Source organism: Lysinibacillus sp. FSL P4-0201 (genome assembly GCF_038593425.1).
In the GTDB taxonomy this organism is placed as follows: Bacteria; Bacillota; Bacilli; order Bacillales_A; family Planococcaceae; genus Lysinibacillus; species Lysinibacillus capsici.
This window is the reverse complement of the sequence record NZ_CP151995.1, coordinates 2889828-2902782: the sequence shown is the minus strand read 5'-3', so window position 1 is coordinate 2902782 and position 12955 is coordinate 2889828. Positions and strand designations below refer to the sequence as shown.

Annotated in this window: 9 protein-coding genes; 7 read left to right on the top strand and 2 right to left on the bottom strand. The window is 37.1% G+C overall.

Features of this window, described 5'->3' with window-relative positions:
- Nucleotides 1–60: 60 nt before the first annotated feature.
- Nucleotides 61–1104: a beta-carotene 15,15'-monooxygenase gene (locus tag MKY76_RS14605; protein WP_103118400.1), complete on the top strand. Its 1044-nt coding sequence runs from the start codon at nucleotides 61–63 to the stop codon at nucleotides 1102–1104.
- A gap of 922 nt (nucleotides 1105–2026) precedes the next feature.
- Nucleotides 2027–7162, top strand: a complete 5136-nt coding sequence (locus MKY76_RS14600; RefSeq protein WP_342556792.1) for an ATP-binding protein — start codon at nucleotides 2027–2029, stop codon at nucleotides 7160–7162.
- A gap of 21 nt (nucleotides 7163–7183) precedes the next feature.
- Here the strand turns inward: MKY76_RS14600 and MKY76_RS14595 are convergent, their stop codons facing one another.
- Together MKY76_RS14595 and MKY76_RS14590 are read right to left on the bottom strand one after the other, a co-directional pair.
- The gene (locus tag MKY76_RS14595) at nucleotides 7184–7885 is read right to left on the bottom strand and encodes a response regulator transcription factor (protein WP_048392324.1); all 702 of its coding nucleotides are present in this window, start codon (nucleotides 7883–7885) and stop codon (nucleotides 7184–7186) included.
- A 177-nt stretch (nucleotides 7886–8062) separates the two neighbouring features.
- Nucleotides 8063–8527, bottom strand: coding sequence for a hypothetical protein (locus MKY76_RS14590; RefSeq protein WP_103118398.1), 465 nt, complete (start codon nucleotides 8525–8527; stop codon nucleotides 8063–8065).
- Between the two features lie 139 nt (nucleotides 8528–8666).
- On the opposite strand from MKY76_RS14590, the gene MKY76_RS14585 reads away from it, so the two are divergent.
- The 5 genes from MKY76_RS14585 to bioB all read left to right on the top strand — a co-directional run bounded on the left by MKY76_RS14585 (nucleotide 8667) and on the right by bioB (nucleotide 12680).
- Nucleotides 8667–8849, top strand: a complete 183-nt coding sequence (locus MKY76_RS14585; RefSeq protein WP_048392326.1) for a DUF4177 domain-containing protein — start codon at nucleotides 8667–8669, stop codon at nucleotides 8847–8849.
- Between the two features lie 191 nt (nucleotides 8850–9040).
- Nucleotides 9041–9745 carry a dethiobiotin synthase gene (gene bioD / locus MKY76_RS14580; protein ID WP_342556791.1) on the top strand — a complete coding sequence of 235 codons (705 nt, stop codon included), beginning with the start codon at nucleotides 9041–9043 and terminating at the stop codon, nucleotides 9743–9745.
- Nucleotides 9726–11102 (top strand): adenosylmethionine--8-amino-7-oxononanoate transaminase, encoded by a 1377-nt coding sequence (bioA, locus tag MKY76_RS14575; protein WP_342556790.1) that lies wholly within the window; start codon nucleotides 9726–9728, stop codon nucleotides 11100–11102. The genes bioD and bioA overlap by 20 nt, the downstream gene beginning before the upstream one ends.
- Complete coding sequence (locus MKY76_RS14570) at nucleotides 11095–11688, top strand: biotin transporter BioY (protein WP_259950828.1); 594 nt, start codon at nucleotides 11095–11097, stop codon at nucleotides 11686–11688. Before bioA ends, MKY76_RS14570 begins: the two co-directional genes overlap by 8 nt.
- Nucleotides 11685–12680: a biotin synthase BioB gene (gene bioB, locus MKY76_RS14565; protein WP_112118343.1), complete on the top strand. Its 996-nt coding sequence runs from the start codon at nucleotides 11685–11687 to the stop codon at nucleotides 12678–12680. The genes MKY76_RS14570 and bioB overlap by 4 nt, the downstream gene beginning before the upstream one ends.
- The last annotated feature ends 275 nt before the right edge of the window (nucleotides 12681–12955 follow it).

The window sequence follows — 12955 nt, the reverse complement described above, 5'->3', positions numbered from 1 at the left end:
CTATACAAGATGAACCATTTGGCATAAAGTAAAATTATTAGTAGAGAGGGGGCATTGTGAATGATGGTCTTAAAAAGTAAGCAAAATATTTGGCTAGCCTTATTATTAGTGGTATTAGCGAGTAACTATACACTCTATAATACAGGATTTGGCACATCCCTTTTACCTATCGAAACAAATGGTGTTGTCATGGGCTCATTAATTGACTGTATTGTGGTGGTGCCTGTGCTATTTATGCTTTATAAAGGTAAATTTTCATTAAAGCAAGCCATCCTATTAGCTGCAGCTGGCTGTATTGCTGCACGTTTTATCATTCCTATGGAACACCTTCAGCCTTATGTGGCAGTGACATGGGCTGGCTTTGCGATTGAAGGGTCTATTATTCTATTAGAAATTATCCTAGTGGCAACACTTGTACGATACCTGCCAAAAATCCTAGGGGAAGTGCGGAGAAGCTCTTTACCAGATCTCTTTTCATTTTCAAAAGCTGTAGAAAAACATGCACCCAAGCATCCAGTTATTCAGATGATCTGTGCTGATTTATTAGTGCTTTATTATGGTTTCGCGAGTTGGAAAAGACAAGAACGACAAGGTTTATCTTTGCATAAAAATTCTAGCTATATCGCTTTTCAGCTCATGATTATTCATGGGATTGCTATTGAAACGATTGGTATTCACTGGTGGCTACATGAAAAGTCAATGATACTTTCCATTGTGTTGCTTGTTTTTAATATTTATTCAGTAATCTTCTTTCTTGCGGATATGCAGGCTATTCGCCTAAACCCTGTTTATGTCACAAATGATACATTGTACTTATCTCTGGGATTAATGAAACGTACTGAAATTCGTTTTGATCATATTGCTGAAATCATCGAAGACAAGGAGCGGTTAGAGGGAAAATTATCAAAAGATACGATAGACTTTATAGCACGTGATTTTGGTGAGGCCTATCCGCATTTTATTTTGAAAATGAAAGAGCCTGTGGAAGTAACGTTTATGCTAGGGATCAAGAAGCACTATAGTCACATAGCCATTAAAGCAGACCAGGTTCAAGAATTTAGACAAATGCTTGTAGAAGGAATGGCAATGAGCCAACATCATTAAAATTACTTATAAAGTAGTAGTCAATGTTTTGTGATCAAAACATTGACTATTTTTTTATTGATTGATTTTAATACTATTTAAACTAATTTTAACCTTGGAATTTTATAGTTTTAATGTACTGAGAATGATTGATTTACAGGAGGGCTTTGTTTTAGCGAAAGATTGATAGGATGAAAATTGTATGCCTGAGATAAAGGGGAAGTGTAATAAAAGCACGAATTAGTACATGATTAAAAAACCGCAATGTTCAACATGGCTATATGGAAGTACCAATAACGAATAGATCAATCAAATACAGTCTATGACAGAGTAACAGCCATCCTTTGGTATGTAGTGAACGGATTGAAATGACAAAATTCCAGCCTGCACTAGCAGAATTAAGCACGAAAAGACGATATGAGCAGATTGCATATTATGTAGAAACACCAGATCACTTGTTCCAAAATTTTCTTTAATAAAAGGCGAAGCGCATTTATTGGAGAAATATTATAATAAGCTTATTGAGCAACATACCATTTCTGACAGCATCCCAAAAATTTTTATTCCCGTACATCCAATCGATGTTCTTAAAGAACAAGTAATGTTAGAAAATGTAAGAGTAACAAAAGATACGAAAACAAAAACCTCGGCATCTTTCTAGTCGATCAAAATCTACGAGCAAGTATTCCTTTACTGGTGTTTTTATGTAAAGGATATCTGTCCTATTATGATCGACACTACAACAAGTAAAGAGGAGTTATTGAGAAGCGCTACTATCTGTTCATTCGAAGAGTCTATCATATTACACCAAAGAAGTTAGAGGGCCTCGTTTTTAGCTTTGCTGGACAATCAGTTAAACAAATAAATCTAAAGGTAGCATTGCAAAAATATAAAGCGGTTACAAAGATGATATATAACTAGCATAGAAGAGGAGGGATTGTGTATGAACGATTGCATTCTTTTACAGTCTAGTCAAGATTGGCATCTACAGAGAATGTATATGAAGAAGTTTAACAAACTGGTACTGGTAAAAAGTGTTCATCATAATTCAGCAGAGACAAGAGCCAAACTACAATATGAATTTTCCTTGTTTTCGAATGAGCAAAATCCTTGGTTATTAAAGCCAATAGCTATTGATTATATAGATGATCAATATGCGATCATCTATGAAAATTTTAATGGAGTCCCCTTAAAGCAATTCAGTAATAAATTGATTTCTTTGCATCAATTTCTCCAGATTGCCATTGACCTTGTCAATATTTGTATGAAAATGCAACAAAGTGGTTTACTTTATCTACACCTACATCCTAATCAAATCTTAATCAATCCTAATTCTTTAAAAATAAAACTATTAAGCTCTGAATTTAGTACAAAATATGATGTAGAATCTCCAGTTGTGATTGAAAATCCCTATGAACGACTAGAACAGCTACCCTATTATGCACCTGAGCAAACTGGCAGACTTCATTTAGAGGTAGACTATCGGACAGATTTATATGCACTGGGGACCATTTTTTACGAAATACTGGGCGGTCAATTGCCTTTTCAAGCAAAGGATGCCGTCGATTTGATTTATGAAATCATCACAAAAAAACCAGAACCATTGGTAAGTTTAGACAGTCGTTACCATTCATTGCTTTGGGAAATGATTGAAAAGCTATTAGCTAAAAACCCAGCTGATCGTTATCAAAGTGCCATTGGTTTGAGAGAGGATTTGCTACAAATCCAACAGAAACTTTTAGTAAACGAACCGCTTGAAAATTTCCTGCTTGGTGAACAGGATTTGCATCTGAATACGGGACTGTCTACTAAGCTTTATGGGAGAGAATCGCAATTCGCAGAGCTTTCCTCTGTTTTTCGTCAGGTTGCAAAAGGTGACAAAAAGATGGTTACGATATCAGGACAAGCAGGGTATGGAAAGTCCAAGTTAGTTCAAGAATTAAAGGGTGAAATAGCGGCCGCAAAAGGCTATTTTATTACAACTAAGTATGAGCAATTGCAATTAGAAAATGACTATTCCATTGTTATCCATCCTTTAAGGAGTTTATTGAAATTTATTTATATGGAAGGTGAAAGGTCTGTCCATTTATGGAAAAAATTATTTCAAGAGGTTAAATTAGTTGTGACAGATGAACTTATCCATCTATTACCTGAACTTAAATGGTTTGTGAAGGAGGAAGTACATTTCCAAAAAGAAGTTAGCCAAAATACAAAACAGCTCCATTCCTATACGTTTATATCGATTCAAAAAATTTTATTAACATTTGCTATGCAGAAGAAACCAGTTATATGGTTTGTAGATGATTTGCATTGGGCCAATCAAAGTACAGTTGAAATTATGACCCAAATTTTTGAGCAACACCGAGCAGGATACTTTATGATGATTGGTACATTCCGAGTGAATAAGGACAGCGCAGAGGAGGAAAATCAGCAAAGAACTTCTAGTTTTTCGAGCGGTCATCATATCCATTTACCCTTGCTTCAGGAACAACATGTTCAACAATGGTTGGAGGCGTCTTTCCATGCAAAGCCTCATACCATACAGATAATTGCCAAGCAATTATTTAATTTGACCAACGGGAATCCGTTATTTGTGAAAGAGGCGTTTCGATCACTCCAGCAAGATAACACAATTTATCTTAATGCAACAACAAAAGAATGGGAGTTTAATCGTAAGAAATTTAATTTATCCCGATTGAACAACGAGCTACTTGTCTTTATTGAAACTAGAATGGCTAATTTAACAACAGAAGCCCATGAGATTTTACGCATAGTTGCATGTTTTGGTCAGCGCTTTGAATTTACAGATGTCTTAAAGCTCGTGTCCTTATCAGCTCAAGCGTTATTAAAACACCTTGAAACACTTGTTGAGAATGGCTTTATTATTCCGTTAGATGCCCATTATAAATGGGCAAGTACGTTAGAGCATGAAGGAATTTTACATACATTTTCTACCAAATTCCAATTTGTTCACGATCGTATTCAACAAGTAGCTTATCAGGACTTATCAGGGCAATTGCGTGCTAAATACCATTATCAAATTGGCCAGCTTTTAACAGATGACTCTCAAATGGCTGCAGATCATGATCGATTAAGCGAAATCGTCATGCATTTCAATTACAGTCGCCACTTATTGACTGGGGAAGAAAAGCAAAAGCTGGCTATCTGGAATTATCAACTCGGTATTGAGGCTAAAAGAATAGGGCTCTTTGACAATGCGCTAAAATTTTTTACAACTAGTAAAGAACTATTGACGCCTGATCATTGGGAGACTAGGAGAGAACAGTCGGTTAAATTATATGCGAATTTAGGTGAATGTGAATATTTAACAGGCCACTACGAACAATCGGAAATGCATTTAACAGAAGCTTTGCAACATGCAGAGACAAAATTAGAAAAACTGATGATTAACAATTTGAAAACGGTATTATACATTGAGTCCGATAACCCTACTATTGGTCTAGAAGCAGGCTTGGCAGGTTTTCAAGTTGCGAATCTTAAAATTTCAGCATATCCTAAAAAGTCACAGCTTCTAAAAGAGTATCTATTGTTGAAATGGGCATTGCGACATATGTCTGACCAAGACTTGTTGCAGCATCCGCCAACGAATAGTAAAGAAATTGATATTTTGATTCATTTAATTATTAATATGACGGCAAGTGCTTTCCTATTAAATCCTAACTTAACAGGCATTCTTTTAATGAAAGGGCTGCGTTTACAGTTGAAGTATGGCGCTACATCGAAAAGCGGCATGGTATTGATTAACTATGCTATGCTTTTAAATGCAGGTTTTGCCAATATAAAAGAAGCCACTCGCTTTGGCAAACTTGCCATCATTGTTGCGGATAACCAAGAAAGCATATATATCAAGGGCCATACTTATTATGTGTATGGCGTGTTTATCAGTCATTGGACAGAGCCCTATGAAACCAGTATTCAATATATTAATGAGGCTCAAGCAAAAAGCCAAGAGCTTGGCTTATATCATTTAGTATCCTCAGCATCATGTTTTATTGTCGCTATACGCCTTATTCAGGGTGTTAACCTAGAGGATTTACAACAAGAAATTAGACGACAACAAGAGGAATTTTCTATTCATGCAAGTACCCTTTCGATTGACTTTTTAGCCGAAATGGGGAGATGGATGAATATCCTCCGTTCTCCACATCATCCTGTATATTGGGCTTGTCCCATCACAATACAGGATCAGCCTGCTATTAAAATCATGCATTATACTTTGCGTTTACAAATGTCCTTTTTATTAGCGGATGAAATACAAGGGAAAGCGATTCTGGTGGAATTAAAGAAGCTAAGTAAGGACACTTATACATTACCAATCACCACGGTCTATTATTTTTATCGGGCCATGTGGCAATTTCACTTTCTGCTTAGTCAAAATTGTCAGGTACAGGAGCAGAGGTTATTTTTAACGGATATACGTCAAAGCCTCAAGAAATTTAAGAAATGGGCTGTTTATTCTTCAGAAAATTATGAGCATCTCTATGCTTTATTAATGGCAGAGAATTACCGTTTACACAATAACGACAGTGAGGCAGAACTCTATTATGACCGAGCAATACGATTAGCAAGTATGAATGGTTTTGTACAGGATACAGCCTTAGCATATGAACGAGCTGCAAACTATTATCTCGCAAAACAGCAAAAGAAAACGGCAAGGCATTATATATTGAATGGTATTCAAAGTATTGAAACGTGGGGAGCAGAAACAGTTGCTAGCAGATGGGCAAGAGAATATCAAGTGCATCGCAAACTGGAGAATCACAGTAGAGAATCACTCACGTTTGATATGATGACGGTTTTTGAGACGACTCAATCATTTGCAACAGCTATTCGTATGGAAGATTTACTGCATAAAATATTGTTTTCACTGTTAAAGCATGTGGGGGCAGATAGTGGCTATTTCATTCATAAACAGCAGCAGGAATTATTGGTGTTAGCAAAGGCGGAAGCTGCGGAAAAAACATTTACGATGTATGATCAACAAAGTATGGAGAATTTTAATGCGAATATGCAATCGATAATACGCTATGTTCTTAATAGTAAAGAGCATGTGATTATCGACAATACACAAATAACACAGCATCCTCTTTTCTCCTATTCGACGGCTAAATCTATTCTTTGCCTACCGATTATCCATCAAAATGAAATTATTTCGATATTGTATTTTGAGAATACTTTAATGACGAATGCCTTCCATCCATCTCATGTTCAGCTATTGAAAGTAATTGCGGCTCAAATTGCCGTTTCTTTTGAAAATGCGAAAATATATGGAGATTTAGAAAAACGTGTTCAGTTGCGTACTAGGGAGCTAGATGAGACGAATCGGCATTTGATAAAAATGAATGAACGTTTAGAAAAAAATGAACTGGAACGTAAAAAACTCTTGCATAGTATTTCCCATGAATTACGCTCCCCGTTAACCTCTACATTAGGGTATATAGAACTTATGCTAGAGGGCGTGATTGATGACGCAGTAGCCAGAAAGAAATATTTAATACGAAGTAAAGAAAGGCTATTATCATTAAATAACTTAATTCAAGATTTGTTTGATTTAGCAAATCTAGAAGCTGGTAGAGCAGAATTTTCTTTTACAGAGGTAAAGGCAAAGGAATTATTTTTACAAATGGCAACCCGTTATGAGGATGAAGTAAAACAATCAGGATTAGCATTCAGTGCTCACTTTTACGGTCATGAAGAAGCTCAGCTACTGATTGATAAAACGCGAATCAATCAAGTGATTGAAAATATCATGACCAATGCAATGAAATATACATCAAATGGTGGTATTCAATTGTCCTTCCATGTAGAGGACAAGCACTTGTTTTGTTCGATTGCAGATAGTGGCATTGGTATTGCTGAGAGTGATCTTCCCTTTATTTTTGATAGCTATTATCGAGCAACTAACACTCATGAAGCACATTCGCATGGCATTGGCTTAGCTATCTGTAAACAAATTGTTCGCCAGCATAATGGTGAGATTTTTGTTGAAAGTCTTGAAAATGAAGGAAGCATATTTAGCTTTACATTACCACTAGTTAAGGTATTGGTAAAAAATTAAAAAGGGGTGGTGAGTGTTTTCTTACTTCTCACCACTCTCTTTTTTATAAACGAATTGGTAGCCAAAGCCTCTCACTGTTTGAATCCATTTCGGCTTTGAGGGGATATCTTCAATTTTACGACGAAGCGTACTAATATGGACAGATACGGTTTTCAAATCAGTGACACCGTCATAGCCCCACACATGATCAATGAGTTGATCGACACTAATCACTTGATTCGCATGCTCAATTAGAAAAAAAAGGAGTAGCTTCTCCTTCGTAAATAAATTTAAAAGCTGTCCATCCTTATAAACATTTTTCTCATCTAAATGTATGGACAGATTATCTATATGTACAATATTACTTTTCTTTGTTGGGTTTCTTCTTTTTAAATTTGCTTGGATACGGGCCAATAATTCTTTTGGAATAAATGGCTTTGTCATATAATCATCTGCCCCCACCTCAAAGCCCTCAAGTTTCTGTTCAATTAGATGATTGACGGTCACAAAAATGATAATGACATCCGATACATCACGGATTCTTTTGGCTAACTCGAAGCCTGTACCATCTGGTAAATTAACATCTAACAAGATTAAATCTGGTTGTTGCGTGACAGCGAGATGCCAGCCACTGGATAGAGATGATGCCTTTAATACATTATAGTTAGCATTAGCTAGCGTGAGCGATAAAACCTCCATAATATCTATATCATCTTCCACTATTAAAATTTTCTCGTTCGACATATCTATTAATCACCTTCCTATTTCAAATATACCAACTTTTGTCTAGGTTGGGAATTAGAAGACTTAGGACTCGAATGATTTTAGAATCCCTCATAACCTTAGTCAAAATAATCATGCAAGTTTACTAAAAAAAATAAAGACTTCTATTTCCCATGAGAAAATGAAGTCTCTAAAAAATTAATCTAGGTGTGCGATAGCATGGAGTAGATCGTCACGGATGGCCTCCCAAAATTGCTGTTGAACACTATCACTGTACGTATAAAGCTCTTTATGTTGAACATGCTCATAGATGGCAGCAATCGTTTCTTGATGAAAAGAGAGACGATGGTTTAATAGCTCTCGTTCTTCTTCAATACAAAATAGTTTATAAATATCGGATAAGCGTTCAAACTTTGCTAATTTCTGTGTCATCACTTCATATTGTGTTTGATGAAAACGTCCTACGGCAGAAGTCATTGAGATTTTTGCCCGATGCTCTGCTTGTAATGTCCGATACTCCTCTTGACGGATGGCCACACGATACCAAAATTCATAACGATTAGGTAATTCTTTTAGTTCATAGGTAAGTAATGATTTTAAAATTGAATGCACTTGTTCATATGTATCGATGATCTTCGCTGGTTCTTTAAAAATGCCAAACATACTACCACCCCCATGTAGTTTAATACTACGAGTGAAGATTAAAATCCTTTAAAATAATCATAATATTCAAAAACGAGAACCTGCTAATTATTGAAACCCTGACTCCGTAGTTACGTAAAGATTTACAGGGGGTGAGTGAATGTATGAGTATAAATTTGTACAAACACATTTAGGTAGCTTTTTTCAGGAATCTACCTATCGGAAAACAATCGAAGAATACGCGAAGCAAGGTTGGCGTTTAGTGCAAGTATTGCCGATTGCTTATAATGGTCATGGGAAACCAACAGACTATGAAATCATTTTTGAGAGATTATTATCATGACTATCAATGAACGCTAGATTCTTGCCATAAATGGTGGGAGTTTAGCGTTTTCTTATTTTAATACAAAATTTGCTGTTTTTATTAACAAAAATAGTGTATTCAGAAAAATATAGAAATAGCATTTACAAAACAAAAATATATGTGTTAACTTAAATATTGTTAATGGTTAACTTAAAAGAGGGAGGTTAACAATGCAACATTTTTGGGTTGTCGGTACAGATACGGATGTTGGGAAAACAATTGTCACCACCATGTTGATGTGTCATTTACAAAAACAAGGCTTGAAAGTTTCACCATACAAGCCTGTGCAAACAGGAGAGGTATACGAAAACGGTCGTGGCTATTATCATGATACAGCCATGTATGAAAAGTATTCCTTACAAAAGCTTCAACAAGAGCATCTCAATAGCTATTCATTTAGAGAAGCTGCATCGCCACATTTTGCTGCGCAACTGGAGGGGCAGCAAATTGATGTCAATGAGCTATTATTGCGGATTCAATTATTACAAGCGTCCTATGATGTTGTGATATGTGAAGGAGCGGGTGGGCTTTTTGTTCCTTTTACTGCTCCCCATGGGATGACGCTGCTTGATGTCATCGTCAGTAGCAAGCTGCCAGTAGTGCTTGTTACAAGGACATCCCTAGGGACGATCAATCACACATTATTAACAATAGAGGCATTGCGCTCTCGTGAAGTTGACGTTCTTGGCATAGTGTTTAATGGGAACACAGGTAGCAGTATGGAGCAAGATAATATACAAACGATTTTACAGTACCATCCCTTGCCCTATGCGATTATTCCAAAGCTACAAAATTTGTCACAGCTAAAGGATTATGCCATGACGCACACAACACTGTTTGAAAGGCTTTTTAACTATGAAACAAGCATTAACTGATTTACAGCTAAGAGATTTACGTCATGTTTGGCATCCATGCTCACAAATGAAGGACTATGAGGCATTTCCACCCATCGTCATAAAAAAGGGGCAAGGCGTGTGGCTTTATGACGAACATGATCAGCGTTATTTGGATGCTGTATCTTCTTGGTGGGTTAATTTATTTGGACATGCCAATCCGCGTATTAGCAAAGCTTTAAGTGAGCAAGCATTTACATTAGAGCATACGATCTTTGCTAATTTTACACATGAACCAGCCATACAATTGGCTGAAAAATTAACCACATTAGCACCACAGGGATTACATAAAGTCTTTTTTGCCGATAATGGCTCATCTGCTATTGAAGTTGCACTGAAAATGAGCTTTCAATACCATATGCAGACGGGGAAACCAGCAAAAAAGCGCTTTCTCGCCTTGACGGATGCCTATCATGGAGAAACTATTGGTGCTTTATCCATAGGAGGGGTAGGGCTTTACAATGAAGTTTACCAGCCACTGTTATTAGATACTGTTCGTGCTAAAGGGCCAGATTGCTTCCGCTGTCCATTTCAGGAAGATCCAGCAAGCTGTAATGCACCATGTAGTCAATTTGTTGAGGAACAACTTCAAGCGCATCATGAGGAAATCACAGCAGTTATTATTGAACCATTAATTCAGGCTGCAGCAGGTATGAAAATGTACCCACCTGTCTATTTACAGCGCTTACGGGCGTTGTGCTCACATTATGATGTGCACTTCATTGCAGATGAAATTGCTGTAGGTTTTGGTCGGACCGGTACATTATTTGCCTGTCAACAAGCGGACATCATGCCAGATTTTATGTGTTTATCAAAGGGGCTAACAGGTGGTTATTTACCTTTATCAGTTGTCTTAACGACGGAGCAAATCTATGACGCTTTTTATGATGATTACGGAACAATGAAGGCTTTTTTACATTCGCATAGCTATTCAGGCAATACATTGGCCTGTCGTGTGGCACTGGAAGTATTAACGATGTTTCAAGAGGAACAAGTGATGGAGATGATTCAGCACAAGGGACAATACATGCGAGCGTTAGCCATGGAAGCTTTTTGTGATATGCCTTATGTGGGTGAATACCGACAAGTTGGTTTAGTGGGAGCAATTGAACTAGTAAAGGACCGGCGGACAAAGGAAGCGTTCGCCAGTGAGGAGCGTATCGGCTATCAAATTTATCAACGGGCTTTAACGAAAGGCTTACTCATCAGACCGCTCGGCAATGTTCTGTATTTTATGCCACCTTATATTATTTCTGAAGAGGAAATGTCATTTATGATTCATACAACGAAAGAGACAATCGAACAATTTTTCCAGGACAGGAGGGCTAAGGGTGGGTAAGCGACAACAAACATTAGCGCTAGTCATGATTGCCATGTTTGCTGCTCTAACAGCAATCGGAGCTTTTGTTAAAATTCCATTGCCTGTCGTACCGTTTACATTACAGATTGTTTTTGTATTTTTAGCAGGCTGTTTATTGGGTAGTCGGAATGGTTTTTATAGTCAACTTGTCTATGTCAGCGTGGGCTTAGTAGGCTTACCTGTTTTTACACAGGGTGGTGGTATCACATATGTCTTACAGCCAACTTTTGGTTATCTGATTGGCTTTGCCCTAGCCGCCTATGTGATTGGGTTCATTATTGAAAGGATTGAGACGCCGACGAAAAAGCATTTTATTGCAGCAACCATTATTGGGCTGGTTATTATTTATGCTGTGGCTGTTCCTTATTTGTATGTAGCATTGAATTTCTGGTTAGACATGAAGTCAAGCTGGTCACATGTGTTTGTTGTCGGCTTTTTAAGTAGTATTGTCGCTGATTTTTGCTTAGCTATTACATCAGCGCTATTAGCTGAGCGCTTGTATAAAGTATTTCAGTCAGCAAGAAATGTGAAATTTTCACACGTAGAGGGGGAGAATGTAATATGAATTATTACCAATTAGCACAAGAAGTTATTGCTGGAAAGATCATTAGCAATGAAGAGGCACTTGCCATATTAAATAGTGAGGATGATGCGCTATTACAGCTTATGGATGGTGCTTTTACGATTCGTCGTCATTATTATGGTAAAAAAGTTAAATTGAATATGATTATGAACGCCAAAAGCGGATATTGCCCCGAGGATTGTGGCTATTGCTCCCAGTCCTCTAAATCAACGGCTCCTATTGAGAAATATCCATTTATTACAAAAGAGGAAATTTTAGCAGGTGCAAAACGAGCGTTTGACAATAAGATTGGGACGTATTGTATTGTAGCCAGTGGTCGTGGGCCAACACGTAAGGATGTCAATGTCGTGAGTGAGGCGGTTGCTGAAATAAAAGAAAAGTATGGCTTGAAGGTTTGTGCCTGTCTTGGCTTACTAAAAGAAGAACAGGCACAGCAACTAAAGGAAGCGGGGGTGGATCGCTACAATCATAATTTAAATACATCGGAACGTCATCATTCCTTCATCACGACCTCACATACATATGAGGATCGTGTCAATACGGTAGAGATTGTGAAAAAGCATGGAATTTCACCTTGCTCGGGTGCCATTATTGGGATGAAGGAAACAAAAGAGGATGTCGTCAATATTGCACGCGCCCTCCATCAATTGGACGCTGATTCTATTCCTGTAAACTTTTTAAATGCAATTGATGGCACAAAGCTAGAAGGGACAAAGGATTTAAATCCCCGTTATTGTTTAAAGGTTTTAGCTTTATTCCGCTACATCAATCCGACAAAGGAAATCCGTATTTCGGGTGGTCGTGAAATCAATTTAGGCTCACTTCAGCCACTTGGTCTCTATGCAGCTAATAGTATTTTTGTTGGAGATTATTTAACAACAGCAGGACAGGAAGCGAATAGCGATTATCGCATGCTGGAGGATTTGGGCTTCGAAATTGAATTAACACATAAACAAGAAGAAGTATTTTGTTAAACTTATGACATGTAAATCTACTACTACAGCAAAAACCGTACTTTTGTACGGTTTTTTGGCTATAGATGAAAAGAGACGGATAGACCTGACTTCACTGGCAGTGGATATACCTATAAAATCAAGGTTTTCACAAATTGTTCAATGAAAGCGTTTTGAAATTGAACAGTTTGTGAAGACCTTCACATAAAGCTTTCTTTTTGAAAAAATCAGCGTAAAATAAGAATCAAGTAAGGAATTGTTATAAAACAGTTGATAAGTCGTATCACAAATTTTGG

Excerpts from the sequence above, each read along its gene's own strand:
- MKY76_RS14605 (WP_103118400.1), top strand. The coding sequence starts at position 61 with ATGATGGTCTTAAAAAGTAAGCAAAATATTTGGCTAGCCTTATTATTA.
- MKY76_RS14600 (WP_342556792.1), top strand. The coding sequence starts at position 2,027 with ATGAACGATTGCATTCTTTTACAGTCTAGTCAAGATTGGCATCTACAG.
- MKY76_RS14595 (WP_048392324.1), bottom strand. The coding sequence starts at position 7,885 with ATGTCGAACGAGAAAATTTTAATAGTGGAAGATGATATAGATATTATG.
- MKY76_RS14590 (WP_103118398.1), bottom strand. The coding sequence starts at position 8,527 with ATGTTTGGCATTTTTAAAGAACCAGCGAAGATCATCGATACATATGAA.
- MKY76_RS14585 (WP_048392326.1), top strand. The coding sequence starts at position 8,667 with ATGTATGAGTATAAATTTGTACAAACACATTTAGGTAGCTTTTTTCAG.
- bioD (WP_342556791.1), top strand. The coding sequence starts at position 9,041 with ATGCAACATTTTTGGGTTGTCGGTACAGATACGGATGTTGGGAAAACA.
- bioA (WP_342556790.1), top strand. The coding sequence starts at position 9,726 with ATGAAACAAGCATTAACTGATTTACAGCTAAGAGATTTACGTCATGTT.
- bioB (WP_112118343.1), top strand. The coding sequence starts at position 11,685 with ATGAATTATTACCAATTAGCACAAGAAGTTATTGCTGGAAAGATCATT.